Raw genomic sequence first — 26,846 nt, 5'->3', positions numbered from 1 at the left:
CAACGGCGCGCACTACGAGGAGTCGGACTACACCTCCTACGACCACTCCGCCGCCGAGGCCGACCACGTCTTCGCCGCCGAGGGCAGCGAGTCCTCGCACACCGCCGAGTACTCGGAGCTCGACGCCCTCCAGGCCCGCCTGGACAGCGCGTTCGCCTCGGCGACCGAGATCCACACCGACGGCGGCCCCGCGATCGCGGCCAGCTGAACGGCAACGACACAGCACGACCAGAACAGCTCCTGACGGTGTGGTTGACCACGCCGGCCCGCGGAATCAGCCCCGTGGGCCGGCGACCCACCAGAGCACGCACTCGGTTGTTCGACTTCGTTCGGGTGTCCGGGACTGTCCGGACATTCCCGGCCGCCCGAACGAAGTCGGCCATCCGGGTGCGTTTTGGCGTTCGTACAGTAAGAAACGCGACCGGGTCTTGATCAGGCCGGCGATCGGCCACACAATGCCGCCCATGGCGCGAATCGGAATCGGCGACGCCGTGGCGATCTGGCGGCACCGCCGTCAGCGCCGGCGCAGGCAGGATCAACACAACCAGCACAACCAGCAGCAACAGCAGCAGCGGCGGCGCCGGGACAGCGACGGCTGTGACTGCGATCCGTGCGACTGCAACCCGTTCATGCTCGGCTCGCTGCTCGGCCTGATGGCGATCGCCGCACCGCGGCGGGCCCCGCGCCGCAGCACGACGGGCCCCGGCCGGGCCGGTGTGGTGGCGATCCGTGGCTACCAGCGGTGGCTGTCGCCGCACCTGCCGACGCACTGCCGGCAGATCCCCTCATGCAGCAACTACGGCGTGCAGGCGGTGCAGCGGTACGGCCTGGTCGAGGGCTCACGCCTCACGGCCGCCCGGATCAAGCGCTGCAACCCCTCGACCCCGCACGGCACCAAGGACCCGGTGCCGTAACCGCAGGTGGCCCGGCCGGACACCGGCCGGGCCAAGTCCGGACCAGACGCGCACCGGCGAAGCGGGGACCGAAGACGCCGCCGCCGCCGAGGGTCAGCGACAGCCAGGCGATCTTCGGGCCGACGGTGGCCCGGCGCATCATCACGTTCTTTCTCGTCGACATCGGCAACGCCGGCAGCAGCGCCGTTTCCCGGAGCTGACCGGCCGCGAACGCGAGGTCCTCGACCTCATCGCGGCCGGCCGCCCCGATCACGGCATCGCCCGTGACCTGGTGATCAGCGCCAAGACCGTCAGCAACCACATCTCCGCCATCTTCGCGAAGCTGCAGTTCGCCGACCGCGCCGAGGCGATCGTGCGGGCCCGGGAAGCGGCCTGGGCCAAGGTCCGCAGCGGCGCCAGGCGAAGGTCCGCAGCGGCGTCAGGCAAAGGTCCGCAGCGGCGTCAGGCAAGGTCCGCAGCGGCGTCACACGTGGCTGCGGTGGAACGCCCGGACCAGATCCTCCACCTCGGCCCGCAACGCCAGGAACTCCGGCGTCCGCTTGACTGCCAGGTCCCGTGGGTCCGGCAGGTCGACCGCCACGTCCGCGGCCACCCGGCCCGGGTCGCTGGACAGCACGATCACCCGCCGGCTGAGGAACACCGCCTCCTCCACGTCGTGGGTGACCATGAGCACCGTCGTGCCGGTGTCCTGCCACACCCCGCGCAGGAAGACCTGCATGTCCTCCTTGGTCTGCACGTCGAGCGCGCCGAACGGCTCGTCGAGCAGCAGCACCTCGGGTTCGCACGCCAGGGCACGGGCGATCGCGACCCGCTGCCGCTGCCCGCCGGACAGCTGTTTCGGCAGCGCGTGGCGAAACGGCGTGAGGCCGGTCTCGGCGAGGTACCAGTCGACCCGCGCCTTCCGTTCGGCCCGGGACAGCCCGAGCAGCTCCAGGCCGAAGGCGATGTTGCGTTCCACGGTGCGCCACGGGTACACGGCGCCGGACTGGCACACCAGCCCCCGCTCGGGACCGGGCCCGACGACCGGGACGCCGTCGAGCGCCACCTCGCCATCCGTCGGCGCCACCAGGCCGGCGACGATGGACAGCAGCGTCGACTTGCCGGAGCCGCTGGCGCCGACCACGCAGACGAAGTCGCCGCGGTCGATCTTCATGGAGACGTCCTGCAGCGCCTGTTTGGGACCGAAGGACCGCCCGACACCCGCCAGGGTCAGCATCACACCCACCGTCCGATCCGGTTGCGGGCCAGCCGGAGCAGGACGTCGGTGAGGACGCCCGCGACCGCGATGACGACGAGAATGGCGAAGATCTTGTCGGTCTGCGTGAACCGCTGGGCCAGCAGGATCCGCTTGCCCAGCCCGGTGTCGCTGTTGACCAGCTCGGCGACCACGACCAGGTTCCACGCGGCGGCGAAGTTGACCCGGACGGCGTCGAGCATCCCCGGCAGCGAGTGCGGCAGGATCACCTTCCACAGCACCTCGCGACGCCGGGCGCCCAGGGTGTACGCCACGTCGACGAAGTCCCGTGGCACCAGCCGCACCACGTCCGCCGTCATCAGCATGTTGAAGAAGACCGTGCCGATGAAGATGAGCGCGATCTTCGGCGACTCGTCGATGCCGAGCCAGATCAGCAGCAGCGGGGTGAACGCCGCGGCGGGCAGGTAACGCAGCAGCCCGCTCAGCGGCTCCAGCAGCGCGTTCGCGGCGGCGAAGCTGCCCATGGCCACGCCGAGCGGCACCGACACGACGACGGCCAGGCCGAAGCCGTAGACGATCCGCTGCACCGTGGCCCACGTGTCGGTCCACAACTGCCCGCTCGCGGCCATGTCGGCGCCCGCCTGCCAGACCCGGGCCAGGCTGGGCAGGTAGCGGGCCGGCACGGCCTCGGTGGCGCCGAGGACCAGCCAGACCGCGACCGGCAGCAGCACCGACAGCGCGACCAGCACGAGCCGGGTGCGGCCCGGCAGCGGCGCCCGGATCGCGAACACCGGCCGGGGCGGGCGCACCGGCCGCCGCCGGGGCAGCGGTCCCCAGGACCGGGAGGTCCTGGGGACGGTCATCGTCACCGCACTGCCTTCACGAACTTGGGTTCGAACAGCCCGTCGAGCGGCGGTTTGGCGTCCACCAGCTTGGTGCTCACCAGGAACTCGGCGATCTTGTTCGCCTGGAAGTCGAGGTGCTTGGCGTCCGAGCCGGGCGTGAACGCCTCGAGGTTCTGCTCCTTGGTGAAGATCGTGGTGCCGGCGTCGTAGGACTTGTAGTCCTCGTCGGAGACGCCGCCCTTCTTCGCCATGATGCTCACCGCCTCCGCCGGGTTGGCCTTGATCCAGGCGGTGGTGTCGAACCAGGTCTGCACGACCTTCTGCACCTCGTCGGGGTGGTCCTTGACGAACTGCGACTGGAACGACAGCGCGTCGGGGATCGCTCCCGGGAAGTCCTTCGACGTGCTGATCGCCGTGCTGCCGGCCCGGCCCAGCGCCGTGGTGGTGAACGGCGCGAACACGCCGACCGCGTCGACCTGCCCGGCGACGAACGCGGCCGCCGCGGCGTCGGTGAGCAGCGGCGTGAACGTGACGTCCTTCTCCGTAAGACCGGCCTTCTCCAGCGCGAGCAGCAGCAGGTAGTGATCGACGGTGCCCTGCTCGGCGGCGACCTTCTTGCCTTTGAGTTGGGCCACGGTACTGATGCCGGGGCCGGCGATGATCTGGTCGTTGCCCGTGGAGTTGTCGTTGAGCAGCACGATGGTCTGCTTCGAGCCGCCGGACACGGACGACAGCGTGTCGTTGAGCGTCTGGCTGTTGCAGCTGAGGTTGCCGGTGGCGAGGGCGTTGAGGCTGTCGGTGTAGCTGTCGAAGTACTTCAGCTCGACGGTCACGCCGTTCTTGGTGAACAGCCCTTTCTCCTGCGCGACCTGCCACGGGAACCAGCCCGGCCAGGCGCTGAAGCCGAGGGTGATCTTGGCGCCCGCGGCGCCGGTCTCGCCGTCGTCGGAGCCGCAAGCGGTCAGGAAGGCGGCCCCCGCGACCGCTGATAGGAAGGAACGGCGCTTCATGAGGTCCTCCTGGGAAGGTGGCCGGCGCGCACCAGGCAGCCGAGGGTGTCGCAGATGACGCGGGTCGCGATGAGCGCGGTGATCTCGGCGTTGTCGTACGGCGGCGAGCACTCGACGACCTCGATGCCCGCCAGTGGCCGCTCGGCGATGAGCTGGATGAACTTGAGCACCTCGCGGGGCAGGAAGCCGCCCGGCTCGGGCCAGCCGGTGCCGGGCACGAACGCCGCGTCGAGACAGTCGACGTCGAAGGACAGCCAGACGGCGTCGGCGCCGTCCCATGCCACTTCGAGGGCCTTGGCCGCGGCGGCCTCGATGCCCATCTCGACGCAGTCGGTGACGGTCATGATGGTGGTGCCGCGCTCCCGGCCGACCTTGACGCCCGGGCGGGGCGCCTGCCAGCCGCCGATGCCGATCTGGACCAGGTTCTTCGCGGGCACGTTGGGGATGTCCGTGGCATGGAACCACGGGGTGGTGTGCATCCGCTCGTCGAGGTCGGTCTCCTGGGTGTCGACGTGCCGGTCGAAGTGGATGATGCCGAGGTTGCCGGTCATGTGTTCGGCGACGCCCCGGACCGTGGGATAGCCGATCGAGTGGTCGCCGCCGAGCACGACCGGGAACGCGCCGGACTGGTAGACGTGCGAGACGGCCTTGGAGATCTGGTCGAACGTCTTCTCGATGTTCGCCGGGATGGTGAAGATGTCGCCGAGGTCCGCGATGGTGATCGACTCGCGGAGGTCGACGCCGAGCTCGAAGCTGTACGGCCCGTAGAGCGCGGAGATCTTCCGGATGCCCTGCGGCCCGAAGCGGGTCCCGGACCGGTACGTGGTGCCGCCGTCGAACGGGGCGCCGAGCACGGCGACGTCGTATTCGCCGCAGCGGCGCACGTCCTCCAGGTAGGGCGCCTTCAGGAACGTGTTGATCCCGGCGAAGTGCGGCAGCTCGCCGCGGGAGAACGTCGGGATCCGCTTGTCGACGATGGAGTCCGCGCCCGGCAGCCCGTACTCCAGGCCGCGGGCGATCTCCTCTTCCCACTTGGTGGTGGGCAGCTCGGCCTCGCGCTCGACCGCGTAGCGCGCCTCGGGACCGTAGTTGTCGTGCAGCTCGTGCCGATGCGGATGACCGTGGTTGAAGCCCATAGACAGACCCCTTCGGGGTGCGTCCGGCACACAGCCGGACTGCGACGGCTGTCTCCCGGGCTTTTGTCCCGCCGTGGAACGCCCGGCCTTGCCGCGGGGCGCCTGCACCTCTCGGACCAGCCGCCGGTTCGCCCGGCGCGGAACCCTAGGCGCGCCTCACCAGTGGTGAGTCGATGGCAGTAGACCCCTGCGGAGTTACTGCCGCTTTGCCCGTCCGTTGCGGTGGTGTAACCAGCGCATCGGTGATCCGGCGGGTCTCGATGAGGTCACGGCCGAGCACGGTGGCGACGGTCCCCCCACCGGCCAGGGCCATGACCGCACTCGTCGGTGTGCTGTCCGTCGTGGCGGTTTCGCCGGTACGGAACACCGTCGCGTGGACCCTTGCCCCGCCGAAGCCGGCCGGGCCGTCCCAGCCCCGTGCGTGCGGGCCCACCGCGACGTCGCTGCGGTACAGCGGGCGGCGGTCGCGCCGCAGGACGGTGATCAGCCGGACGTCACCGGGGTCCTCACCGTGCCGCCCGCAGACCAGTTCCTCCCGCCAGACCAGCTCGGCGTCCCCGTCCAGGTCCACTGTGGACACCGTGGTGTGCCGGCAGCGGGCGGCGGCGATGAGCGGCTCCGGCAGCCACAGCAACCGGCCGCCTTCGGCGACGCTGACGCTGACGGACAGCCGGCTCGCGTCGCCGAACCGGTTCGGCAGGGCGATGCTCGCCGCCACCGTGCGGATCGTCAGCTCCGCGCCGGGGCCGACCTCGATCTCCATGGTCAGGTCGTCGCCGCCGAGCGGGGCCGCCGCGCCGCCGACGAAATGGACCTCGCTCGGCCCCGTCCGTCGCGGCAGCAGCGGCGCCTCACCCTTGAGCACCCGCAACGCGGTGCCGTTGTTCGTGTGCTCCGCGACGACGCGCGCGGTGGCCTTCACATCAGGCCCCGGATCCATTCCTGGACGGGTTTGGCCGACGGGTCCTCGACCAGCGACAGGAACACCGTCGGCAGCGCGCCCCGGCGGGCGGTCGCGTCGCGGTCCATCACGCCGAGGTCGGCGCCGACCAGCGGGGCGAGGTCGGTCTTGTTGATGACCAGCAGGTCCGCGGCGGTGACGCCGGGGCCGCCCTTGCGGGGCACCTTGTCGCCGCCGGCCACGTCGACCACGAAGATCTGCTTGTCGATCAGGCCCTTGCTGAACGTCGCGGTCAGGTTGTCGCCGCCGCTCTCCACGAGGATGACGTCGAGCGGGCCGAGGCTGTCCTCCAGCTCCTCGATGGCGTCGAGGTTGGCGGAGATGTCGTCGCGGATCGCGGTGTGCGGGCAGCACCCGGTCTCCACGGCGCGGATCCGCTCGGCCGGCAGGACCCCGTTGCGTAGCAGGAAGTCGGCGTCCTCGGTGGTGTAGATGTCGTTGGTGACGACGGCGAGGCGCAGGTCGTCCGCCATGGCCCGGCACAGCGCGGCGACCAGCGCCGTCTTGCCGGAGCCGACCGGACCGCCGATGCCGATGCGCACGGCGCGCTGCTCGGTTTTGGTTTCCGCCAGCGGCGCGTGCGGGTCGACATCGGGGTGCGGGTGCGTATGTGGTGTCTCGTCCGGCCCGTGTTCGTGGCCGTGTTCGTCAGGATGCAAAGAGTCGTACCTCCCATGCGGCGTGGTCCTGGGCGGACACGTCCAGCAGCGGCGACGATGCCGCTGGCAGGTCGGCCGCGGGGCCACGGGCGGCTTCGGTGGCTTCTTGAGCGACCTGGTCGATGTCGTCGCCGAGGGCGGCGATGAGCCCATGCACCTGGTAGGGGTCCAGTCCCAACAGGCGCACTGCGGCGCTCGCCGGGCCGGACACGGCGTGGTAGGCGCTGATCGCCGCGCTCTCCCCCGGCGTGCAGCCGGCCGCCTCCGCGACCACGCCGAGCGCGACCGGCTGGTGCAGGCCCTTCCTCACGGCGCCTGCCTTCGTCACGTAGGGGCCGGGCCACACCACGGCGGCGGCCCGCCACAGCGACCGGCCCTGCCGTCGTGACGCGAGCCGCAGCGCCGGCGAGGGGGTCCGTGCGTCGAGTTCCTCGTCGATCTCGTCCATGCTGGTCGGGTCGGCGCACGCCGCAGCGGCGAAGGCCGCCCCGACCAGGCCCGCGGTGTACAACCGCCCAATCAGGAAACGACGCAGGCTGTCGAGGTCACTGACTCTCGTCCGGACCACGGCCGCCTCCAGTCCGCCGGAGTGCGCGTGACCCCCGGACGGGAAGCGGCCGTCGGCCAGGATCAGGAGCTGGGCCCTGGTCATCGGAACAGTCATCGGAACAGTCATCAGAACAGGAAGTAGCGCTGGGCCATCGGCAGTTCGGTGACCGGGTCGGGCTCGACCACCTCGCCGTCGATGCGGACGGTGAACGTGTCGGGCTCCACCTCGATCCGCGGCAGCGCGTCGTTGCCCGGCAGGTCGGCCTTGCCGACGCCCCGGGTGTCGGCGACCGCGGCGAGGCGCCGCTGCAGGCCGAGCCGGTCCGCGAGACCGTCGTCCAGCGCCGCCTGCGCGACGAACGCGAGGCTGGTCGCCGGGGCCGTCCGGCCGTAGGCGCCGAACATCGGCCGGGACAGGATCGGCTGCGGGGTGGGGATCGAGGCGTTGGCGTCGCCCATGGCACCCCAGGCGATCGCGCCGCCCTTGATGACGGCGTGCGGCCGCACCCCGAAGAACGCCGGGTCCCACAGCACCAGGTCGGCGAGCTTGCCCACCGCGACCGAGCCGACCTCGTCCGCGATGCCGCTCGCGATCGCCGGGCAGATGGTGTACTTCGCGACGTAGCGCTTGACCCGTTCGTTGTCGGCGGGACCGTCACCGGGCAGGGATCCGCGGCGCCGCTTCATCACGTGCGCGGTCTGCCACGTCCGGAGGACGACCTCGCCGACCCGGCCCATCGCCTGGGAGTCCGAGCCGATGATCGAGATCGCGCCCAGGTCGTGCAGCAGGTCCTCGGCGGCCATCGTGGAGGGCCTGATCCGGCTCTCGGCGAACGCCAGGTCCTCCGGCACGCTGGGGTTGAGGTGGTGGCAGACGATGAGCATGTCGAGGTGCTCACTCAGGGTGTTGCGGGTGTACGGCCTGGTCGGGTTCGTCGACGACGGCAGCACGTTGGGGTGGGACGCGACGGTGATGATGTCGGGTGCGTGCCCGCCGCCGGCCCCCTCCGTGTGATACGCGTGGATCGACCTTCCGGCGATCGCGCGCAGGGTCTCCTCGACGAACCCCGCCTCGTTGAGCGTGTCCGTGTGGATGTTGACCTGCACCCCGGAGGCGTCCGCGACCCGCAGGCAGGCGTCGATCGCGGCCGGTGTGGTGCCCCAGTCCTCGTGCAGCTTGAAGCCGCCGGCGCCGCCGCGCAGCTGCTCCCACATCGCTTCCTCGGACACCGTGTTGCCCTTGCCCAGCAGCAGCACGTTGATCGGCCACGGGTCGAGGGCCTCGAGCATCCTGGCCAGGTGCCAGGAACCGGGGGTGACCGTGGTCGCCTTGCTGCCCTCCGCCGGCCCGGTGCCGCCACCGACGATCGTGGTGATGCCGCTGGCCAGGGCCTCCTCCAGGATCAGCGGGGCGATCAGGTGCACGTGGCAGTCGATCGCGCCGGCCGTCAGGATCCGGCCGTTGCCGGCGATGATCTCCGTCGACGGGCCGATGACGAGCGCGGGGTCGACGCCGTCCATGATGTCGGGGTTGCCGGCCCGGCCGATGCCGACGATCCGGCCGTCGCGGATGCCGATGTCGGCCTTGACGATGCCCCAGTGGTCGAGGATGACCGCGCCGGTGATCACGGTGTCCGGGGTGCCCTCGGCCCGGGTGGCCCGGGACTGGCCCATCGACTCGCGGATCACCTTGCCGCCGCCGAAGACCGCCTCGTCACCGCCGGCGCAGTCGTCGCGCTCGATCTGGATGAGCAGGTCCGTGTCGGCGAGCCGGATCCGGTCGCCGGTGGTGGGGCCGTAGAGGTTGGCGTAGCGCCTGCGGTCGATGTCCATCACGGTGTGCTTTCGTTGATGCGCAGGCCCGGCACGATCCGGTTTCCCGCGAGGGGTACCAACACGACCTCCCGGGACACGCCCGGCTCGAAGCGCACCGAGGTGCCTGCCGGGACGCCGAGCCGGTGCCCCTGGGCGGCCCCGCGGTCGAAGTCCAGCGCGTCGTTGGCCTCGGCGAAGTGGTAGTGCGACCCGACCTGCACCGGCCGGTCACCCGTGTTGACGACGGTCAACGTCAGCTCGGTCCGGCCGGCGTTGATGACCACCGGGCCCTCGCCCGGGAAGATCTCGCCGGGGATCATGGGATCGGGTGGTGGACGGTGACGAGCTTGGTCCCGTCCGGGAAGGTGGCTTCCACCTGCACCTCGGCGAGCATCTCGGGCACACCCTCCAGCACGTCGTCACGGCCGAGCACGTGCCGCCCGGCCTCCATCAGGTCGACCACGGTCCGTCCGTCGCGCGCGCCCTCAAGCAGGAACGCCGTGATGATGGCGATCGACTCCGGGTAGTTCAGCTTCAGGCCGCGGTCCTTGCGGCGTTGTGCCACGTCGGCGGCGACGTGGATCAGCAGGCGCTCCTGCTCGTGGCGGGTCAGGAACAACGATGACCTCCTGGGTTTGGCGCACGCGATGCTGCCAGGCGGATGTTTCCCCGGCATTACACGCTATTTCCCGTGCTTATTTGAATGCAATTCGCTATTCGGGTTCCGGGCACCCTTCTTTAGCTGCAACTTCGCCGTGTTAGGCTCCTGACCTGGACTGCCCCGCGGGTCTACCTAGAGAGTTGCGCATGAGCAATCACCGGTCCGTCGTCATCAACGGAGACCTCGGCAGTGGCAAGAGCACCGTTTCCGTGGAGCTCGCCAGCCGACTCGCACTGCGTCGCATCAGCGTCGGTGACATGTACCGGCAGATGGCCGAGGAACGCGGCATGACCGCGCTGCAACTCAACCTCCACGCGGAGCTCGACGACGCGATCGACAGCGCGGTCGACGAGTTGCAGAGCAACATCGCCAAGTCCGGCGAGCAGCTCATCGTCGACAGCCGCCTGGCGTGGTTCTTCTTCCACGACGCGTTCAAGGTCCACCTCATCACCGAGCCCAACGAGGCCGCCCGCCGCGTCCTGGCCCGCCCGCACAGCGAGGTGGAGCGCTACGCGACGCTCGAGGAGGCCAAGGAGCGGCTGCACGGCCGCAGCGAGAGCGAGCGGGTGCGTTTCCTGACCCGCTACGGCGCCGACAAGCTCCGCCTGCGCAACTACGACCTGGTCTGTGACAGCACCCGGGCCCGGCCCGACGACATCGTCGCGATGATCGTGGACGCGTTCGAGGGCCGCCTCGGCGGCGACATCCTCCGCGAGCGCCCGCCGCTGCTGCTGCTGGACCCGATGCGGATCTACCCGACCCGGCTGGCCGACCCCGCGGAGGACGCGTTCGTCGCCTCCGCCGGGGACGCCGGACCGCAGTCCATGGAACCGTTGACGATCGGGCACTCCGGCCCCGACTACTACGTCATCGACGGGCACCGCCGGCTCAGTGCCGCCGTGCAGAACGAGTTCCGGCTCGTGCCCGCCAGCCTCCTGGCCGAGGGTTCGGAGCCGGTCACCGGGCGGCTGAGCGCCAATGACTATTTCCGCGCGCACGTCACCGACGAGGTGGTCGAGGCGTGGCAGCGGGCTCACAAGATCGAGCTTCCGGTACCTGCCCTGGTTGAGTAGGTCTGCTCAGGCCTTTGTTCTCGGGGGCGCCGAGACTGCTCGCATGACAACACCAGTGCCCTCGAAGACCACCACCGCATTCTTCCTGCAGTCCGCGGTCTCGTTCGGCGTCTCGGTGATCGGCCTCGGCGTCGGCATCGCCTACCTGCCGGTCAATCACTGGATGCGGGCGTTTCTCGCCATCGGGCTGCTCTACACCGTCACGTCGGCGTTCACCCTCGCCAAGTGCGTCCGGGACCACCAGGAGTCCACTGCCGTCGTCTCACGGGTCGACCAGGCACGCCTGGACAAGTTACTGACTGATCACGATCCGTACCGCGCGTGATGCTTTATCCGCTTTTGCCCGCCTTTTGTCAGCGCCCAGGACTCACCCTGGGCGCTGCCGCATGGATGATCGGCTAAGTCACACCGGTCATGACTAGGCCAGACGGCTATCTGGCGGTATGGTTCAGCGCAACGCGGCGACCTTGAAGTCCGCCAGATCGACCCCACGCCCGTTCGAGTGATCCAGCCCACTCGTGGCGCGAGCCGATATGCCCGTTCCGGGGCTATCGCGCCGTTTTCCAGTCGTGCTATTTCTTAGCTCAGACTTAAGAATTCTAAAGGTGCCCAGGACGGCACGCCGCAGGGTTCACTCCCTCGGCGAACCGTGGCATGCTTCGACCCGGAAAACAGTTACGCAAGGTTGCGAGTGGCATACCGTGCGCCGATCTTGACGGCATTGCCGTGCATAAATCGCGCCCGGTTTCTCGCAAAGACATATGCAGTCGATAGTAAGGAGCGGAATCGCCAACCGAGCATTCACGCCGAAAAGCTCCGACAGGCCTGAGGCCGCGTCGACTGACGGATGTCGACTGATCCGGGAGGATTCCCAGCACATGAACAGCTCTTCCACGACCACCACCACGACCCGCAGCGCGTTACGCCGCACGAGCGTCGGCATCATCGCCGCCGCGCTGTTCGCCGGCGGCGCACTGAGCGCCTGCAAGGACCTGCCGGCGTCGGGCTCGGCCGGCCGCCCGACGGTCGGACCGACGACCGCCAAGCCGTCCACCTCGACCAGCGTCTCGCCGGTCAGTTCCACCTCGCCCTCGGCCTCGGCCTCTGCGTCCCCCACGAAGAGCGCCACGTCGAGCACCAAGCCACCGGCGCCCGGCAACGGCGGAGGCGTGCCGCCGACCTACACGGTCGCCGGCTTCCCGGCCGCGAACAACACCGGCTACCCGCAGGGCCTGGCCGGCGACACCCGCAAGAAGGTGACGCTGACGCCGTACACCGGCCCCATGACCATCACGGTCGCCGGCACGGTCATCGACAGCAAGGACATCAACGGCCACATCGAGATCAAGGCCAAGAACGTGACGATCCGCAACAGCCGGATCCGCGTGGCCAACGTCCAGGCCGTCACAATCACCGATGACAACGCGAACCTGCGCATCGAGGACACCGAGATCGACGGCCAGCTCAAGGACGCCTCGACCGGTGGTATCGCCCTCATCGGCCGCACCGGCTTCACCCTCCTGCGGGTCAACGCGCATGGCTCCGGCGACATCCTGCGCATCGACGGCCGTGGCACGGTCCAGGACTCCTGGCTGCACGACCCGGGCGGCACCGGCTCCGCGCAGCACAACGACGTCATCCAGTCGACGAACGCGGTCTACGTGCGCATCCTGCACAACCGCCTGGAGAACCAGCACACCCAGACGTCGTGCATCCTGCTCAAGGCCGACATCGGTTCGATCAACGACGTCATCGTCGACAGCAACCTGATGAACGGCGGCGGCTACTCGTTCTACTGGTACGACGCCAACTACAAGATCACCAACGGCAAGGTCACGAACAACAAGTTCATGCGCCAGTCGGGTGGTGGCTTCTGGCCCAAGGGCGGCTACTACGGCACCCAGGCCTTCAAGGCGTCGCAACTCCCCCAGTGGAGCAACAACACCTGGAACGACAACGGCCAGCAGATCGGCATGTGACGTAACACCGCTCGCGCTGAGCGCGGGGACCATCAGGCAGGGGCGTGGCGCCGATCTCGGCACCGCGCCCCTGCCTTTTCCGCTCCTCTCCCCCGCGAAACCCTTGCCGAGGAACAACCGGCAATTGGCACGCCACTCGGGCCTGCCGTGTTCGAAGCCGCCCACCGGCCGCCCAGGCAACTGTCCGCCCGGGCAACCACAGCACGACTTCGACCTCGACCCGGTTGATCGAAGCCGCAGGCCGGCCGCCCAGACAGCCGCACGACGTCTTCAATCACGGCCCAGGCACCGCTCAGAGCACACCGAGACCCGCACACTGAGCCACTCGGGAACGGCCTCGACCCGCCCGACCACGATCACACCGCGAACCGGCCACCCGGACAGCCACCCACACAACCAACACACGACTTCGACCACGGACTGGTTGATCGAAGCCGCAGGCTGGCCGCCCAGACAGCCGCGCAACGACTTCGATCACGGCCCGGGCGCTGGTCAGGGCACATCGAGGGAGGGTCCGGGCACGGAAGATCCGGAATGCCCGTGGTCCGGCCTGCCGGCATTCCGTAGCCATGGCCAGCCCGACGCCCGAACCCCATGACCACGTCGGCGACGGGCTGGGCAGCGGCGAAACGCGGCGACCGCCGTTCCGCGATCACCCCGGACACGGCAAGCACGCAGCGAGCGGTACCCCCACCGGGACATGAAGGCGACGGGCTGGGCAGCGACGGAACGCGTCCACCGCCGCTCCGCGACTCCCCCGGACGCGGCAAGCACGCAGCGAGCGGTACCCCCGCCGGGAGATGAAGCGGCGGTCAGCTCGCGTTCTGCAGGCCGTTGACCTGCACGACGACCGACTCCGCCGCAGCCACAGCCTCCGCGGCGACGAGCACCTCGATCGCAGCTAACGGCTCGGCCGCGGCGAGGGTCTCCATCGCGGTGCGGCGGCAGCGCCGGCGGACCGGCTGCGGCGACGCGGCGACGACCGGCATGCTCCCGGCCACGCGCATCATCGGGATGGCGCCGGCCACCCGCATCGCCCTGACGGCCAGGCCGACCTTCGTGGCGAGGCCCTCGGCGACCGAGAGGCGCCCGGACGAGCGGCGACTGTTGACCGCCCCCTGACGGGGTGCGACCTTCGCGCCGCTGCCCGAAACCACCAGGCCGTCCACACCCGCGGCGGAACCCGTTGCGGTGGGCAGCGGCATGGCGGCGTCCGCTCGGGCGGCGGCACCCGTACCGGACGAAGCGCCCGAAACGACCGGACCGCTCGCGACCACGGCGGACGTCACCGCGCGGGCGGCTGAGCGCTTGCGCAGGCGGCCGGCCAGGCCGAGCAGCGGGGCTCCGGCCAGGAAGAGCAGTGCGGCCGCGGCGACCAGGACCAGCGGCAGCCACGACGACTCGGCGATCGCCTCGCCGCCGAAGTGGCCGAGCAGGGCGCCGTAGGAGGCCCAGAGCGTGGCGGCGACCACGTCATAGCTGGCGAAGCGGCGGGTCGACATGCCGTTGCGGCCCGCGTAGATCGCGGTGATCATGCGACCGGCAGGGACGAAGCGGCAGAGGAGCACGGCCAGGAAGATGTGCTTGCGCATCGCTTCGTTGAGGCGCAGCGTGATCGCCCGGGGCTTGCGGCGGGCCAGGCGCTGCGGGGTGTCGGCGTCGCGGCGGGCCAGCCGGCGGCCGAGCAGGAAGGCGAGAAGGTCGCCGGAGACGGCGCCGAGGGCGCCGGCGGCGACCAGGAGCAGCAGCTCGACGTGGCCCGTGGTGGAGAGGATGCCGCCGCCGATCATCAGGGCCTGCGCGGGGACAATCGGAATGAACGCGTCGACGGTGAGAAGAACCAGGATCGTGGCATAAAGGACTCCGGGCGCCGCCACCAAGTCCATGACCGCGTCTACCATGTCCCGCTCACCATGGTCCGCCCCCTACCCCGTCGTCAGTCGACCATTCCCCGTTGACCATGGCAACACGAATGCACCCGACTCCATGCCCAACTGGAGATGATTGTGTCCGGCGTCTCCTTAGAAGCGGCTGAGAACACGCATACCCGCAGGTAGGACGTCACGATTAGGTCAGCCGATGGTCTCGTCCAGATAACACCAGCGCCAGAACTCTCCCGGCTCGATCGACTGCATGACGGGGTGGTGGGTGGTGAGGAAGTGCTGCGTGGCGTGCCTGCGCGGGGAGGAGTCGCAGCACGCGACATGTCCGCAGGTGAGGCACTGCCGCAGGTGGACCCAGTCGGTGAAGCCCATGGCGAGGCATTCCGGACACCCGTCGACCTCGGGGGCGTCCTTCTTCTCCGCGGCTTCGATGTGCGCGCAGGTCACAGGTCTCCTCGCTCCAGCAGTGACTCTTCCAGGTCCATGTCCCGCTGCGCCTGGCGCAGCGTCTCCTCAGGGATCTTGCCGGTGTCGCGGGCCTGCCGGAACACCTCCCGTTCGGCGTTCAGCATCTCGCGGCGCAGGCGCGCATACGCGGCGGACGGCGTTTCCCGATCGGAACGGCCGAGGCGCTCCCAGGCGATGTTGGAACGGCTGAGCGCGACCTGCCGCAGCTGATCGACCACGCCTTCGGGCGCGTCCTCGGCGACCTCCTCCAGGCGGGCCTTGCCGGCGCGGCTCGCCTCGTGCTGCACGGACGCCTCCGCGAGCGCATCCTGCGTCTGGTCGTCGCCGGGCACCTTCAGCCAGCGCGCGACGGTCGGCAGCGTCGCGCCCTGGAGCACCAGCGTCGCCACGATCACGCCGAAGGCCAGGATCACGAAGAGTCCGCGGGGATAGTCGCCGGCCTCGGTGCTCGCGGGCAGGGAGAGCGCGGCGGCGAGGGTGACCGCGCCCCGCATGCCCGCCCAGGAGATGACGGCGGGGGCGGCCAGCACGGGTGACGGGTCGCGGCGGCGGACGCCCGGGATGAGGCGCGCGAGGTACACGGTGGGGAACAGCCAGACCATCCGCGCGATGATCACGACGCCGATGACCGCCGCAAGGCACCCCATCGTGAACCAGAAGGTCCGCTCGACCCCCTCGATGAGCGCCCGTAGCTGCAGGCCGACGAGCAGGAAGACGGACCCCTCGAGGAGGAACTTCACCATCCGCCAGAAGGCGTCCATCTGCAGCCGGGACGCGGCGGACATGAGGGTCGGCATCCTGTGGCCGAGCGCGAGCCCGCAGACCACGACCGCGACGACGCCGGAGGCGTGGATGCGCTCCGCCGGCAGGAACACGACCCACGGGGTGAGCAACGAGATCGCGTTGTCGATAAGGGGGTTCTCAACCTTTTTGTGCACATACCCGAGCACCACACCGCCGACGACGCCGATGCCGACGCCGCCCAGCACCGCGATCGCAGCCTCCTGGGTGATCGACCAGACGTCGACGGCCTCGCCGATCGCGGCGGCCACCGCCACCCGCAGGGTGACGAGCGCGGTCGCGTCGTTGATGAGGCTCTCGCCCTCCAGGACGGTGACGATCCGCCGGGGCAGGCCGATGCGCCTGGCGACCGCGGTGGCCGCGACCGCGTCGGGCGGCGCGACGACCGCGCCCAGCGCGAAGCACATCGCGAGCGGCACCTGCGGCAGCAGCATGTGCACGGTCAGCCCCACGGCCGCGGCGGTGAAGAGGACCAGCCCGACCGCGAGGAGCAGAATCGGCCGGAGGTTGAAGCGGAACGCGGGCACCGAGGTCTCCAGCGCCGCCACGTACAGGATGGGCGGGAGAATTCCGAGCAGGACCACCTCGGGGTCGAGGTCGACCTCCAGGACGCCCGGGATGAAGGAGATTCCGATGCCGACCAGGACCAGCATGATCGGCGACAGCACACCGATGCGGCGGGCCACCACGGAGGTGGCGACGACGACCGCGATCAGTCCGACGATGTTCTCGAGCCCGTGCACGCGCGAAAGCCTATCCATCGGTAGGACGCAGTAGGAGCGTGGTGACGGCGGCCACTGCGGCTGACACACTGCACCCGCACGTGCAGCAAGCCGTCAGGTAGGGAAGGATCGTCCCCATGTGTGCCGCGCGACAACTATCCGCACCCGCGGCAGGGGTGTGAGCATGGCCGAAGTCGGCACAACGGTCGACCTTCGGAACCAGCGGCTCGGCCTGCGCGCCGGCGAGCGCATCCGCGTGCTGCTCATCGAGGACGACCCGGGTGACGCGTTCCTGGTCCAGGAGCTGCTCGCGGAGGCCGACGCGCCGTTCGACGTGCAGGTCGCGCAGACGATGCGGGAGGCCCGGCCGCTGCTGCGCGAGGTGCACTGCGTCCTGCTCGACCTCGGGCTGCCCGACGCGAGCGGGCTGGACGGGCTGCGGCAGGTCCTGCAGGACGCCGGGCGGGTCGCCGTGTGCGTGCTCACCGGCCTGGAGGACGAGCACCTGGGCACCGCCGCGGTCGCCGAGGGCGCGCAGGACTACCTGGTCAAGGGTGCGGTCGACGGCACCGGGCTGTCCCGTGCCGTGCGCTACGCCGTCGAGCGCAAGCGGGCCGACGAGCAGGCCCGGCTGTTGCGCGAGTCGGAGCTGCGGCAGGCGGAGTCGGCCCGGCTCGAACGCGGGCTGCTGCCCAAGCCGATCATGGCAGGGGTCGAGGCCGACCTGTGGTCGATCTACCGGCCTGGCCGGGACCGTGGCCTGCTCGGCGGCGACTTCTTCGACGCGATCGGCGCCGACGGCACCCACCTGCACCTGCTCATCGGGGACGTGTGCGGCCACGGCGTCGACGAGGCCCCGCTCGGGGTGGCGCTGCGGGTCGCCTGGCGGGCCCTGGTCCTCGCGGGCGTGCCCGAGGACCACATCCTGGACTCTCTGGAGCAGGTGCTGGTGAGCGAGCGGCGCTCCGACGAGCTGTTCGCCACCGTCGCGGTCGCCACCGTCAACCTGGCCGAGGGCACCGCCCGGATCCGGCTCGCCGGTCACCCGCCGCCGATCGTGATCGCCGGGGACCGGGTCGAGCCGTGCGCCGTCCAGCCGGGGCTCGTGCTCGGCGTGATGCCGGGGGTGCCCCGTCCCGCCACCGAGGTCCGCCTCGGCGATCCGGGGTGGCAGCTGCTGCTGTACACCGACGGCCTGATCGAAGGGGGCGCCACTCCCGACGCGTCCGGTGGCGAACGCCTCGGCATCGAGGGCATCGTCGAGGTCCTGCGGGACCGGGGCGGCGCACTCCCCCGCGACCTGCCGGCCTGGCTCGCGGCGCAGGCCGAGGGGCATAACGGCGGACCGTTGTCCGACGACATCGCCGTGCTGCTGCTGGACCCGAGGAGTACTGCATGAATCCCACCAAGTGGTCCCTCTGGCGCCGGATCATCGCACTGTGCGCGGTCGTCGCCGGCCTGCTCGGGATCCTCGCGATCGGCGCCACCGTCACCGCCGGCGCCAACCGGGCCGACACGACCAAGGTGATGGACCGGCTCACCCCGGCGCTGGTCAACACTGAGGAGCTGTATTCGCAGCTGCTGCGCCAGCAGAGCAGCGTCCGGACGTTCCTGCTGACCGGCAAGGAGAGCGACCTCGACGCGTACCGGGCCGCGCAGAAGTCCGAGGCGGAGATCCTCGCCGAAACGGAGCGGCTGCTCGCCGACGAGCCCGACCTGCTGGCCGCCGTCCACGACATCGCGGCGGCGACCTCCAGGTACCGGCGGGAGATCACCGAACCGCTGATCGCGCAGACCCGTACCGACGGACCGAGCGCCGAACGCGCGACGCCGACGGACACCTCCCGGACCGTCTACACCGCCGCCTCCGACCGGATCAACGCGCTGCGCAACGCGTTGACCACCCGACGCGACGCGGTCGCTGCGCAGGTCCGCTCCAGCGGCAACACCCTGGTCCTGCTGCTCATCTTCGCCGGGATCGTGATCATCGTCGCCGGCACGGCCCTCGCGTTCCTGCTCCGGCGGCTGGTGACGCGGCCCGTGATCGAGCTCGCCGCCGAGGTGCGCACCGTCGCGGCCGGCAACTACGACCACGAGATCACCGGCGGCGGCCCCCCTGAGCTGGCCGCCCTTGCCGCCGACGTCGACACCATGCGGCGCCGGATCAACACCGAGCTGCAGGACGTCGTGGAGGCGCGCCGGCTGGTCGAGGAGGCCAACCGGATGCTCGAACAGCAGGCCGCCGAGCTGACCCGGTCCAACCGCGATCTCGAACAGTTCGCCTACGTCGCGTCGCACGACCTGCAGGAGCCGCTGCGGAAGGTCGCGTCCTTCTGCCAGCTGCTGCAGCGTCGGTACGCCCGGCAACTCGACGAACGTGCCGATCAGTACATCGCCTTCGCGGTCGACGGCGCGCAGCGGATGCAACGGCTGATCAACGACCTGCTGGCCTTCTCCCGCATCGGCCGGCTCACCGGCGGCTTCAACGACATCGAGCTGAACGCGGTGGTCGTCGACGCGGCGGAGCAGTTCGAGACGCAGCGCGAGGCGACCGGCGCCGAGATCACCTTCACCGACCTGCCCGCGGTCCGCGGCGAGGAACCGCTGCTCGGCGCCCTCTTCGCCAACCTGATCGGCAACGCGCTGAAGTTCCGCCACCCCGACCGCACCCCACGCATCGTCATCGACAGCCAGCGCGTCGGCGACGAGTACGAGATCAGCGTGGAGGACAACGGCATCGGCATCGAACCCGAGTTCGCCGACAAGGTCTTCGTCATCTTCCAGCGGCTGCACGCGAAGGACGCCTACCCGGGCACCGGCATCGGCCTCGCGATCGCGAAAAAGATCGTCGAATACCACGGCGGCAGGATCTGGATCGACCCGTCGCAGACCGAAGGTACGCTGTTCCGGTTCACGCTCCCCGTGCCTGTCCTTGAGGCCCCCACCCCTTTGCTTGAGGAGTCCGTTTCATGACCGCACCCCGGGAATCGTCCCTGCCGATCGAGGTGCTCCTGGTCGAGGACGACCCGGGCGACGTGCTGATGACGCAGGAGGCGTTCGAGGAGCACAAGGTCCGCAACAAGCTCAACGTCGTCCAGGACGGCGAGGAGGCCCTGGCGTACCTGCGCCGGGAGGGCCCGCACGGGGACGCGCCCCGCCCCGACCTGATCCTGCTGGACCTCAACCTGCCCCGGGTCGACGGCCGGCAGGTCCTCCAGGCCATCAAGGAGGACCCGGACCTGCGCCGCATCCCGGTCGTGGTGCTGACCACCTCGCAGGCCGACGAGGACATCCTGCGCAGCTACTCGCTGCACGCCAACGCGTACGTGACGAAGCCGGTCGACTTCGACAGCTTCATCGCCGTCGTCCGGCAGATCGACGAGTTCTTCGTGAGCGTGGTGAAGCTTCCCCCGCGCGGGTGACGCTGCCTTTCTGTCGAGGCGCTTTTCTGTCGAGGCGCTTTTCTGTCGAGGCCCTTTCTGTCGAGGCCGGCCCTTTTCGGGGCCGGCCTCACTGTCGTCAGGCCGTGTTCGCGACCTTGGCCAGCAGGAGTGCCTCGGCGACGCAGACCCGCTCGAACTCGCCGAGGTGCAGGCTCTCGTTGGGTCCGTGCGCCCTGGTGCTCGGGTCCTCGACGCCCGTGACCAGGATCGCCGCCTTGGGGAACAGCTCCTGGAACGTGGCGATGAACGGAATCGACCCGCCGACGCCCATGTCGACCGGCGACACCCCGTCCCACGCCTCGGTGAACGCCTGCCGCGCCGCGTCGAACACGGGCCCCGTCGCGTCGATCACGCACGGCTCGCCGAGCTGCTCCAGGGTCACCTCGACCTTCGCCCCCCACGGCACGTGCCGCTCCAGGTGGGCGACGATCGTGTCGTACACCCGCTGCGCCGAGTCACCGGGTGCGATCCGGACACTGAACTTGGCCTTCGCCACCGGGATCAGCGCGTTGGGGGCGCCCTCGGTCGGCGGGGCGTCGATGCCGAGGATCGAGATCGCCGGCCGCGTCCACAGCCGCTCGACCAGCCGGCCGGTGCCGATGAACTCGACCCCGTCGAGCATCCCGGCCTCCTCGCGGAACCGGTCCTGCGGGTAGTCCAGCGGCGCACTCTCCGTCGTGACCAGGCCCTCGACCGCCACGTCACCCGCGTCGTCGTGCAGCGACGAGATCAGCCGCGACAACGTGATCAGCGCGTCCGGCACGGCCCCGCCGAACATGCCGCTGTGCACGGCCTGCTCCAGCACACGAACCTCGAAGAAGCCGTTGACGATGCCCCGCAGCCCCGTGGTCAGCGCCGGCTGCCCCACGTCCCAGTTGCCCGAGTCGGCGATCACGATCACGTCGGACGCGAGCTCGTCGCGGTGCTCGCGGAGCAGGTCCTCCAGCGACTCGGAGCCGAACTCCTCCTCGCCCTCGATGAACAGCACCACGCCGACCGGCAGGTCCTCGCCGAACGCCCGCAGCGCCGCGATGTGCGCCATGATGCCGGCCTTGTCGTCGGCGGTGCCGCGGCCGTACAGGCGGCCGTCGCGCTCCTCCGGCTCGAACGGGTCGCTCAGCCACTGGGAGCGGTCGCCGATCGGCTGGACGTCGTGGTGCGCGTACAGCAGCACGGTCGGCGCTCCGGGCGGCGCCGGCCGGCGGCCCAGCACCGCGGGCTGCCCACCCTTGCGGACCAGCCGCACGTCCGGGATGCCTGCCCCGCGCAGCAGCTCCGCCACCGCCTCGGCGGAACGCTCCACGTGGCTGTGGTCGAACCCGGTGAACGCGATGCCCGGGATGCGCACGAGGCGCTCCAGGTCGGCACGGACACCTGGCATCTCCCGCCGGATCGCGGCGCGGAGCTCTTCGTCGGTGAGCACTGTCATACCCGAAAACTTACTGCGCCGGCGGCCCGTCCGTGCCGTCGGACCCACATACCCACCGCGCCCGTCGCCCCGCCCGACCCGGCACCTGCTGCGCCGGCGGCCCGTCCGTGCGGTCGGATCTGCATACCCACCGCGCCGCCCGACCCGCACACCCGACACTTACTGCGCGGAAGGCCCGTCCGTGCCGTCGGACCCGCATGCCCACTGCGCCGCCCGACCCGACACTTACTGTGCCGGCGGCCCGTCCGTGCCGTCGGACCCGTTTCCGCGCATCCAGCCACGCACCCTGCCGGCCCCGGCGCCGACCCAGTCACCGACCTCGGAAGCCCCGTCGCCCAGCTTGCGCAGCAACCCCACCAGCGGATCCTGCGACCGCGAGAACGCCTCCCGGTACGACGCAGCCGCCGCCTTGATCTCCTCGCTGACCTTCGCGTCCTTGTCGTCGGCGCGCCGCGGGTAGTCGCCGCCGAGAATCCGCGCGTACTCCCCACCGTCGATCCACGCCCGCACCTCGGCCGCCCGAGCCACCGGCATCGGATGCGACCGCGCCGTCACCATGCGGATCTTGATCAAGCTGTCCCGCAGGTCACCGGCCCGATCGAACTCCGCGGCCTGCTCCAGGAACGCGGTCGTGTCGACCTCCGACAGGTCCCCGCCGCCGGCCAGCTTCATCGACAGCCGGAGGGAAGCGGCCGGGTCCTGGCAGGCGAGCAGCCCGGCCCGGTCCGCGGACAGCTCCGCCTTGCGCCACCACTCCATCAGCGCGGCCACGATCGCCCGCAGCACCATCGACCCGACCGGCAGCCACGCGAGCCGCACCGCCCAGTCCGTCAGGATCAGCACCATCGTCCGGTACACCGCGTGCCCGCTGACCAGGTGCCCGAGCTCATGCCCGAGCAGGCACCGCAACTCCTCGTCGTCGAGCAGCTCCAGGCAGCCCCGGTTGATCACGATGAACGGCTTCGACATGCCGATGCACATGCCGTTGATCGACCGGTCGCTCTGCACGAACAGCTCCGGCAGCTCAGCGACGTCCAGCGAGGCAGCGGCCTCCGCCATCAGCCGGTGCACCCTGGGGAACTGCCGGTGGTCCACCCGGATCGCGTTGCCGAGGAACTCCAGCCGCCACGCCCGCTCATTCCACAACGCGTGCAACGACTTCAGCGCGTCGTCGAACCCGCGCAGCTCCCGCAGCGCCACCAGAGCGCCCCTGTCCGCCGGGTGCTCCCAGGCCCGGGAACTGATCCCGGTCAGCACCACCCGCCGGCGTTGCACGTCGTTCGTGGTCATCCGTTCCGCCTCCCCGTCGCACCCGGATCGTGTCCGGCCGCCTCCCGGATCGTCCCGCACCTGCGCAACCGCCGTCTACCCGCCCGCGAGGATGAAGTACTCATTCTGTGGATCGTGCTCCTCCTCCGGCGCCCCGTCGACGTGCACGTCGACGTTGCGCAACGCCGTGCCGTCCCCGAAGAACCGGTCCTCCTCCGCCATCCACCGCTCCCACTGCGGCCGCAGCGCCTCACCGTCACGGATCAGCCCCCGCTCGAGCCGCAACGCCTCCGGCGCGTGCACGTACACCGCCAGCGTCAGGTCCTCCGCCCCCGCGCTCCCGACCCCCTCCACGACCAGCACGTCCGGCCGCCGCAACGGCTCCCACTCCTCACGCATCCGCTCCGCGACCCAGTCATACCGCCGGTACTTGGCGTCCTCACCCACCCTGAACGGCGCGAACACCCACTGCTCCAGCCTCGGCCGCCACGCCGTCAGCTCCGCCCACCCGTCCAGGAAGTCGTCGGTGTGCAGCTCGGCGACGTCGGCACCGGCATGCCGCAGCGCCCGCGCCAGCCGCCCCGCGAACGTGGTTTTCCCCGACCCGGCCCGCCCGTCGACCGCCACGAGCCGCACCTCTCCGAGTCGCGCGTCCCGCCCGAGCACTTCCTTCGCCAGCCCGCCGTACGTCCCCAGCGACATGCCGCCCGCCCTCACCGCGCCTCCGCTCACCGCGTCCCTGCCGACGCTGCCCGCACTCACCACGTCCTCGTTCACCACGCCTTCGTCCACCACGTCCCCGCCCGCCATACCTCCGCTGACCAAGCCCCCGCTCACCACACCGTCGTTCACCACGCCTTCGTCCACCACGTCCCCGCCCGCCACACCTCCGCTGGCCAAGCCCCCGCTCACCACACCGTCGTTCACCACATCCCCGCCCGCCACACCTCTGTTCACCACATTCCCGCCCGCCATACCTCCGCTGACCAGATCCCCGCTCGCCACGCCGTCGTTCACCACGTCCCCGCCGCCACGCCTTCGTCCACCACGTCCCCGCTCGCGCCGCTTCCACTCACCGTGTCCCCGTTCACTGTGCCTCCACTCACGGTGCCCCCGTTCACCAAGCCCCGCCGACTGCCCTCCGCTCACCAGGCCCCGCTGACTACACCTCCGCTGACGGCGTCCCGCTCACCACGCCTCCACTCGCCGCGTTGTCGATCACTACATCCCCGCCTACCGCGGCTCCACATACCGCGGCTCCACTGACTGCGGTTCCACTCACCGGGTCCCTACTTGCCGTGCCGTCGCCCGCCATACCTCCGACCGCCATACTGCCGCCAGCCTCGCCCTGCTACGCCTCCGTCCACCGCGCCTTCGCCCGCTACGTCCCCGCTTACCGCGCCTCCAGCACGACGTCGGACGCTCCAGACACGATCGGCGGCTCCGGCACCTCGGCGGGCTCCCCCAGCGCGGCGGCCGGGGGCGCCGGCGCGGCGGTGCGCAGGGCCGGCACGACGGTCGGCTGCCCGGCCGGCGCGCCGCCCTCGATCAGCCGCCACAGCGCCTCCGTGTCGAGGTGCTCCTCGACCAGGTCGCCCAGCACATCCACGGTCCGCTCCCGCAGCGCGGCGAACGACGTGTCCGGCGCGACCTCGAACCCGTGCCGTCCGGCAAGACGGGCCGCCTCGGTCAGGAACGCCCGGCGGAACCCGTCGGTCTCGAACGCGCCGTGCCAGTGCGTGCCGAACACATTGCCGGCCACCGCGCCCTCGCCCGTGCCGTCGGCCAGCCGGATCAACGGGGTCAGGCCCTCCGCCTCCCGGCTCACCACGCCGTGGTGGATCTCGTAGCCCCGCACCGGCTGCGATCCGAGCCCCGTCCCCGTCACCAGCCCGAGGGTCTTGCGGGCGGCGAACGTCACCTCCACCGGCAGCAGTCCCAGCCCCTGCACCGCCCCGCGGCGGCTCTCCACGTCGTCGAAGATCCGCTCCGCGAGCATCTGGAACCCGCCGCAGATGCCGAGGACCGGGCGGCCCGCCGCCGCGTGGGCCAGCAGCGCGTCCGCCAGGCCGCGCTCCCGCAGCCACCGCAGGTCGTCCACAGTGGACTTGCTGCCGGGCAGCACGACGAGGTCCACGTCGGCGAGGTCGGCGGGCTCGACCGTGAGCCGCACCTGGACGCCCGGCTCAGCCGCGAGTGCCTCGGCGTCGGTCGCGTTGGAGACCCGGGGCAGGCGGACCACCGCGACCCGCAGCCACTGCCCGCCACGCGGCGGCGCCGGCCGGCCCAGGACCCTGCCGTCGTAGGCGAGCGAGTCCTCGCCGTCGAGCCAGAGCTCGGTGGACCACGGAATCACCCCGAACGTCGGCCGCCCGGTCAGCTCCGTCAATGAGTCGAGACCCGGCTGCAGCAGCCCCGAGTCGCCGCGGAACTTGTTGATCACGAAGCCCGAGATCAGGGCCTGGTCGTCGGCGTCAAGGAGCGCGAGCGTGCCATACAGCGCGGCGAACACCCCGCCCCGATCGATGTCACCGACCACGATCACTGGCAGGTCGGCGGCGCGCGCCAGACCCATGTTGGCCAGGTCGCCGGCCCGGAGATTGATCTCCGCCGGGCTTCCGGCCCCCTCGCAGATCACCACCTCGTGCCTGGCCCGCAGTTCGCGCAGCGTCTCCAGCACCGTCCCACGCAGCCGGTCCTTGATCTCGTGGTAGTTGCGCGCGCCGATGTGCCCGGTGGCCTGGCCGAGGACGACGACCTGGCTGGTGCGGTCGGAGCCCGGCTTCAGCAGCACCGGGTTGAACTTGACGCTGGGCTCCAGCCCGCACGCATACGCCTGCAGCGCCTGGGCCCGGCCGATCTCACCGCCGTCGACCGCGATCGCGGAGTTGTTGGACATGTTCTGCGCCTTGAACGGTGCGACGTCGACGCCGCGTCGCCGCAGCCAGCGGCAGATCCCGGCGGTGAGCATGCTCTTGCCCGCGTCGGAGGTCGTTCCGGCGACCAGCAGCCCGCTCACGCCGCGCTCCCGACCCGCGCGGCGGCGCGCCCACCTGCACTGCTCCGGCTTGCGACACCGGCCCTGACGGCGAACGCGAGCCCGAGCGCCGCCGCGCCCACGACGACGGACAGCGTCGCGGCCCGCCGCACGTCGCGCGGCACGGGTGGGTCGCCGTCGCCGAGGTGCGGCCGTTGTTCAACCCTGGATCCGTACACATTGCGACCGCCCAGACGAATGCCCAGTGCGCCGGCGGCGGCCGCCTCACACTGCCCGGAATTCGGGCTCGGGTGTCGTCCTCCGTCGCGCAGCCACACCCGCAGCGCCGCACCGGGCCGCCCGCCGACCACGGGCGCCGCGACGACGGTCAGCACCGCGGTGACCCGCGACGGCACCAGGTTGGCGAGGTCGTCGAGGCGGGCCGACGCCGTACCGAATCTGGCATACCGGGCGGAGCGGTGCCCGACCATCGCGTCGAGCGTGTTGACCGCCCGATATCCGACGATGCCTGGCAGCCCCGCGACCGCACCCCAGAACAGCGGACCGACCACGGCGTCCGACGTGTTCTCCGCGACGGACTCCACCGTCGCGCGGGCCAACTCGGGCGCCCCCAGCGCCGACGGATCACGCCCGCAGAGATTGGGCAGCTGCGCCCGCGCGGACGCCAGGTCGCCGCCGTCGAGCCGGTCGGCCATCACGCGCCCTTCCCGCGCCAGGCTCGTGCCGCCCAGCGCGGCCCAGGTCGCACCGGCGACGAGCACAGTCCGCGCGACGGGCCTGCGCCTGGTCAGCCAGGCCGCCATCGCCGCGAGGGCGACGGGTACGCCCACTGCCACGGCGGTGAACCGCGCTCCCGCCGGCCGCTCGTCGGCATACGTGTGACGCTCGACCGCCGCCGCGAACCGCCCGAACCCCGCGACAGGGTGCCACCTGCGCGGATCGCCGAACATCGCGTCCAGCACACCGCCCAGCACCATCCCGATCGCGTCGGCCTGGAGTCTTCGATTCACCATGCGCCGGACACTACCGACCACCA

26 protein-coding genes, 1 pseudogene and 1 riboswitch are annotated in these 26,846 nt (G+C 70.8%); of the genes and pseudogenes, 9 read left to right on the top strand and 18 right to left on the bottom strand.

Annotation, left to right across the window (positions count from 1 at the left end):
* The 3 genes and pseudogenes from ACFPIJ_RS04935 to ACFPIJ_RS04925 form a co-directional block, all read left to right on the top strand.
* A partial coding sequence (locus ACFPIJ_RS04935) for a hypothetical protein (protein ID WP_380113398.1) occupies positions 1 to 208 on the top strand: 208 nt, incomplete at its 5' end.
* 256 nt (positions 209 to 464) lie between these two features.
* Complete coding sequence (gene yidD, locus ACFPIJ_RS04930) at positions 465 to 914, top strand: membrane protein insertion efficiency factor YidD (RefSeq protein WP_380113397.1); 450 nt, start codon at positions 465 to 467, stop codon at positions 912 to 914.
* A gap of 196 nt (positions 915 to 1,110) precedes the next feature.
* Positions 1,111 to 1,263, top strand: a pseudogene (locus ACFPIJ_RS04925) (LuxR C-terminal-related transcriptional regulator); the annotation flags it as partial.
* 114 nt (positions 1,264 to 1,377) lie between these two features.
* Here the strand turns inward: ACFPIJ_RS04925 and ACFPIJ_RS04920 are convergent.
* The 10 genes from ACFPIJ_RS04920 to ACFPIJ_RS04875 all read right to left on the bottom strand — a co-directional run bounded on the left by ACFPIJ_RS04920 (position 1,378) and on the right by ACFPIJ_RS04875 (position 9,703).
* Positions 1,378 to 2,130 carry an ABC transporter ATP-binding protein gene (locus ACFPIJ_RS04920; RefSeq protein ID WP_380113396.1) on the bottom strand — a complete coding sequence of 251 codons (753 nt, stop codon included), beginning with the start codon at positions 2,128 to 2,130 and terminating at the stop codon, positions 1,378 to 1,380.
* The gene (locus tag ACFPIJ_RS04915; RefSeq protein WP_380113395.1) at positions 2,130 to 2,972 is read right to left on the bottom strand and encodes an ABC transporter permease; all 843 of its coding nucleotides are present in this window, start codon (positions 2,970 to 2,972) and stop codon (positions 2,130 to 2,132) included. Before ACFPIJ_RS04915 ends, ACFPIJ_RS04920 begins: the two co-directional genes overlap by 1 nt.
* A gap of 2 nt (positions 2,973 to 2,974) precedes the next feature.
* Positions 2,975 to 3,964: an ABC transporter substrate-binding protein gene (locus ACFPIJ_RS04910; RefSeq protein WP_380113394.1), complete on the bottom strand. Its 990-nt coding sequence runs from the start codon at positions 3,962 to 3,964 to the stop codon at positions 2,975 to 2,977.
* A complete protein-coding gene (locus ACFPIJ_RS04905) occupies positions 3,961 to 5,100 on the bottom strand; it encodes an agmatinase family protein (RefSeq protein ID WP_203853493.1) in 1,140 nt (379 codons plus the stop codon). The genes ACFPIJ_RS04910 and ACFPIJ_RS04905 overlap by 4 nt, the downstream gene beginning before the upstream one ends.
* A 50-nt stretch (positions 5,101 to 5,150) precedes the next feature.
* A riboswitch (guanidine-I (ykkC/yxkD leader) is annotated at positions 5,151 to 5,260 on the bottom strand.
* Entirely contained in the window at positions 5,246 to 6,022 is a 777-nt protein-coding gene (locus ACFPIJ_RS04900; RefSeq protein WP_380113392.1) for an urease accessory protein UreD, read from the bottom strand. It overlaps the preceding riboswitch by 15 nt.
* Positions 6,019 to 6,720, bottom strand: coding sequence for an urease accessory protein UreG (gene ureG / locus ACFPIJ_RS04895; protein WP_380113391.1), 702 nt, complete (start codon positions 6,718 to 6,720; stop codon positions 6,019 to 6,021). The genes ACFPIJ_RS04900 and ureG overlap by 4 nt, the downstream gene beginning before the upstream one ends.
* Complete coding sequence (locus ACFPIJ_RS04890; RefSeq protein ID WP_380113390.1) at positions 6,710 to 7,384, bottom strand: urease accessory protein UreF; 675 nt, start codon at positions 7,382 to 7,384, stop codon at positions 6,710 to 6,712. Before ACFPIJ_RS04890 ends, ureG begins: the two co-directional genes overlap by 11 nt.
* Before the next feature lie 11 nt (positions 7,385 to 7,395).
* Entirely contained in the window at positions 7,396 to 9,102 is a 1,707-nt protein-coding gene (locus ACFPIJ_RS04885; protein ID WP_380113389.1) for an urease subunit alpha, read from the bottom strand.
* Positions 9,102 to 9,404 (bottom strand): urease subunit beta, encoded by a 303-nt coding sequence (locus ACFPIJ_RS04880; protein ID WP_380113388.1) that lies wholly within the window; start codon positions 9,402 to 9,404, stop codon positions 9,102 to 9,104. The genes ACFPIJ_RS04885 and ACFPIJ_RS04880 overlap by 1 nt, the downstream gene beginning before the upstream one ends.
* On the bottom strand, positions 9,401 to 9,703 hold the full coding sequence (locus ACFPIJ_RS04875; RefSeq protein WP_203853487.1) for an urease subunit gamma: 303 nt from the start codon (positions 9,701 to 9,703) through the stop codon (positions 9,401 to 9,403). Before ACFPIJ_RS04875 ends, ACFPIJ_RS04880 begins: the two co-directional genes overlap by 4 nt.
* Before the next feature lie 188 nt (positions 9,704 to 9,891).
* Between ACFPIJ_RS04875 and ACFPIJ_RS04870 the strand changes: the two genes are divergently transcribed.
* The 3 genes from ACFPIJ_RS04870 to ACFPIJ_RS04860 all read left to right on the top strand — a co-directional run bounded on the left by ACFPIJ_RS04870 (position 9,892) and on the right by ACFPIJ_RS04860 (position 12,797).
* Positions 9,892 to 10,818, top strand: a complete 927-nt coding sequence (locus ACFPIJ_RS04870; RefSeq protein WP_380113387.1) for an AAA family ATPase — start codon at positions 9,892 to 9,894, stop codon at positions 10,816 to 10,818.
* A gap of 43 nt (positions 10,819 to 10,861) precedes the next feature.
* Entirely contained in the window at positions 10,862 to 11,143 is a 282-nt protein-coding gene (locus ACFPIJ_RS04865) for a YiaA/YiaB family inner membrane protein (RefSeq protein WP_380113386.1), read from the top strand.
* 553 nt (positions 11,144 to 11,696) lie between these two features.
* Positions 11,697 to 12,797 (top strand): hypothetical protein, encoded by a 1,101-nt coding sequence (locus tag ACFPIJ_RS04860; RefSeq protein ID WP_380113385.1) that lies wholly within the window; start codon positions 11,697 to 11,699, stop codon positions 12,795 to 12,797.
* An 812-nt stretch (positions 12,798 to 13,609) separates the two neighbouring features.
* On the opposite strand, the gene ACFPIJ_RS04855 is transcribed toward ACFPIJ_RS04860, so the two are convergent.
* The 3 genes from ACFPIJ_RS04855 to ACFPIJ_RS04845 all read right to left on the bottom strand — a co-directional run bounded on the left by ACFPIJ_RS04855 (position 13,610) and on the right by ACFPIJ_RS04845 (position 16,692).
* A complete protein-coding gene (locus ACFPIJ_RS04855) occupies positions 13,610 to 14,698 on the bottom strand; it encodes a DedA family protein (RefSeq protein ID WP_380113384.1) in 1,089 nt (362 codons plus the stop codon).
* 171 nt (positions 14,699 to 14,869) lie between these two features.
* Positions 14,870 to 15,127, bottom strand: a complete 258-nt coding sequence (locus tag ACFPIJ_RS04850; RefSeq protein WP_380113383.1) for a UBP-type zinc finger domain-containing protein — start codon at positions 15,125 to 15,127, stop codon at positions 14,870 to 14,872.
* On the bottom strand, positions 15,124 to 16,692 hold the full coding sequence (locus ACFPIJ_RS04845; RefSeq protein WP_380113382.1) for a Na+/H+ antiporter: 1,569 nt from the start codon (positions 16,690 to 16,692) through the stop codon (positions 15,124 to 15,126). The genes ACFPIJ_RS04850 and ACFPIJ_RS04845 overlap by 4 nt, the downstream gene beginning before the upstream one ends.
* A 163-nt stretch (positions 16,693 to 16,855) precedes the next feature.
* Between ACFPIJ_RS04845 and ACFPIJ_RS04840 the strand changes: the two genes are divergently transcribed.
* Genes ACFPIJ_RS04840 through ACFPIJ_RS04830 form a run of 3 tightly spaced genes read left to right on the top strand, consistent with a single transcriptional unit; the run spans position 16,856 to position 20,093 of the window.
* On the top strand, positions 16,856 to 18,070 hold the full coding sequence (locus ACFPIJ_RS04840; protein WP_380113381.1) for a PP2C family protein-serine/threonine phosphatase: 1,215 nt from the start codon (positions 16,856 to 16,858) through the stop codon (positions 18,068 to 18,070).
* On the top strand, positions 18,067 to 19,644 hold the full coding sequence (locus ACFPIJ_RS04835) for a sensor histidine kinase (RefSeq protein WP_380113380.1): 1,578 nt from the start codon (positions 18,067 to 18,069) through the stop codon (positions 19,642 to 19,644). The genes ACFPIJ_RS04840 and ACFPIJ_RS04835 overlap by 4 nt, the downstream gene beginning before the upstream one ends.
* A complete protein-coding gene (locus ACFPIJ_RS04830) occupies positions 19,641 to 20,093 on the top strand; it encodes a response regulator (RefSeq protein ID WP_380113379.1) in 453 nt (150 codons plus the stop codon). The genes ACFPIJ_RS04835 and ACFPIJ_RS04830 overlap by 4 nt, the downstream gene beginning before the upstream one ends.
* A 97-nt stretch (positions 20,094 to 20,190) precedes the next feature.
* Here ACFPIJ_RS04830 and ACFPIJ_RS04825 read toward each other — a convergent pair whose 3' ends face one another.
* The 5 genes from ACFPIJ_RS04825 to ACFPIJ_RS04805 all read right to left on the bottom strand — a co-directional run bounded on the left by ACFPIJ_RS04825 (position 20,191) and on the right by ACFPIJ_RS04805 (position 26,823).
* Complete coding sequence (locus tag ACFPIJ_RS04825; protein WP_380113378.1) at positions 20,191 to 21,543, bottom strand: dipeptidase; 1,353 nt, start codon at positions 21,541 to 21,543, stop codon at positions 20,191 to 20,193.
* Between the two features lie 225 nt (positions 21,544 to 21,768).
* Entirely contained in the window at positions 21,769 to 22,833 is a 1,065-nt protein-coding gene (locus ACFPIJ_RS04820; protein ID WP_203847879.1) for a M48 family metallopeptidase, read from the bottom strand.
* 75 nt (positions 22,834 to 22,908) lie between these two features.
* A complete protein-coding gene (locus ACFPIJ_RS04815) occupies positions 22,909 to 23,589 on the bottom strand; it encodes a uridine kinase family protein (protein ID WP_380113377.1) in 681 nt (226 codons plus the stop codon).
* Between the two features lie 616 nt (positions 23,590 to 24,205).
* Positions 24,206 to 25,783 (bottom strand): cobyric acid synthase, encoded by a 1,578-nt coding sequence (locus ACFPIJ_RS04810; RefSeq protein ID WP_380113444.1) that lies wholly within the window; start codon positions 25,781 to 25,783, stop codon positions 24,206 to 24,208.
* Between the two features lie 44 nt (positions 25,784 to 25,827).
* Positions 25,828 to 26,823 (bottom strand): cobalamin biosynthesis protein, encoded by a 996-nt coding sequence (locus ACFPIJ_RS04805; protein ID WP_380113376.1) that lies wholly within the window; start codon positions 26,821 to 26,823, stop codon positions 25,828 to 25,830.
* Positions 26,824 to 26,846 lie beyond the last annotated feature (23 nt).

It is taken from the genome of Dactylosporangium cerinum, assembly GCF_042653625.1.
Classification (GTDB): Bacteria; Actinomycetota; Actinomycetes; order Mycobacteriales; family Micromonosporaceae; genus Dactylosporangium; species Dactylosporangium cerinum.
Note: the sequence above shows the minus strand (reverse complement) of the source record. Positions and strands in the feature narration are given on the sequence as shown.

What these genes read in the sequence shown, in the direction of transcription:
- ACFPIJ_RS04890 (WP_380113390.1), bottom strand. Translation starts at nt 7,384, where the DNA reads ATGACTGTTCCGATGACCAGGGCCCAGCTCCTGATCCTGGCCGACGGC.
- ACFPIJ_RS04825 (WP_380113378.1), bottom strand. Translation starts at nt 21,543, where the DNA reads ATGACAGTGCTCACCGACGAAGAGCTCCGCGCCGCGATCCGGCGGGAG.
- yidD (WP_380113397.1), top strand. Translation starts at nt 465, where the DNA reads ATGGCGCGAATCGGAATCGGCGACGCCGTGGCGATCTGGCGGCACCGC.
- ACFPIJ_RS04870 (WP_380113387.1), top strand. Translation starts at nt 9,892, where the DNA reads ATGAGCAATCACCGGTCCGTCGTCATCAACGGAGACCTCGGCAGTGGC.
- ACFPIJ_RS04860 (WP_380113385.1), top strand. Translation starts at nt 11,697, where the DNA reads ATGAACAGCTCTTCCACGACCACCACCACGACCCGCAGCGCGTTACGC.
- ACFPIJ_RS04915 (WP_380113395.1), bottom strand. Translation starts at nt 2,972, where the DNA reads ATGACCGTCCCCAGGACCTCCCGGTCCTGGGGACCGCTGCCCCGGCGG.
- ACFPIJ_RS04830 (WP_380113379.1), top strand. Translation starts at nt 19,641, where the DNA reads ATGACCGCACCCCGGGAATCGTCCCTGCCGATCGAGGTGCTCCTGGTC.
- ACFPIJ_RS04805 (WP_380113376.1), bottom strand. Translation starts at nt 26,823, where the DNA reads ATGGTGAATCGAAGACTCCAGGCCGACGCGATCGGGATGGTGCTGGGC.
- ACFPIJ_RS04835 (WP_380113380.1), top strand. Translation starts at nt 18,067, where the DNA reads ATGAATCCCACCAAGTGGTCCCTCTGGCGCCGGATCATCGCACTGTGC.
- ACFPIJ_RS04810 (WP_380113444.1), bottom strand. Translation starts at nt 25,783, where the DNA reads ATGCTCACCGCCGGGATCTGCCGCTGGCTGCGGCGACGCGGCGTCGAC.
- ACFPIJ_RS04880 (WP_380113388.1), bottom strand. Translation starts at nt 9,404, where the DNA reads ATGATCCCCGGCGAGATCTTCCCGGGCGAGGGCCCGGTGGTCATCAAC.
- ACFPIJ_RS04865 (WP_380113386.1), top strand. Translation starts at nt 10,862, where the DNA reads ATGACAACACCAGTGCCCTCGAAGACCACCACCGCATTCTTCCTGCAG.
- ACFPIJ_RS04905 (WP_203853493.1), bottom strand. Translation starts at nt 5,100, where the DNA reads ATGGGCTTCAACCACGGTCATCCGCATCGGCACGAGCTGCACGACAAC.
- ACFPIJ_RS04840 (WP_380113381.1), top strand. Translation starts at nt 16,856, where the DNA reads ATGGCCGAAGTCGGCACAACGGTCGACCTTCGGAACCAGCGGCTCGGC.
- ACFPIJ_RS04920 (WP_380113396.1), bottom strand. Translation starts at nt 2,130, where the DNA reads ATGCTGACCCTGGCGGGTGTCGGGCGGTCCTTCGGTCCCAAACAGGCG.
- ACFPIJ_RS04820 (WP_203847879.1), bottom strand. Translation starts at nt 22,833, where the DNA reads ATGACCACGAACGACGTGCAACGCCGGCGGGTGGTGCTGACCGGGATC.
- ACFPIJ_RS04910 (WP_380113394.1), bottom strand. Translation starts at nt 3,964, where the DNA reads ATGAAGCGCCGTTCCTTCCTATCAGCGGTCGCGGGGGCCGCCTTCCTG.
- ACFPIJ_RS04885 (WP_380113389.1), bottom strand. Translation starts at nt 9,102, where the DNA reads ATGGACATCGACCGCAGGCGCTACGCCAACCTCTACGGCCCCACCACC.
- ACFPIJ_RS04855 (WP_380113384.1), bottom strand. Translation starts at nt 14,698, where the DNA reads ATGGTAGACGCGGTCATGGACTTGGTGGCGGCGCCCGGAGTCCTTTAT.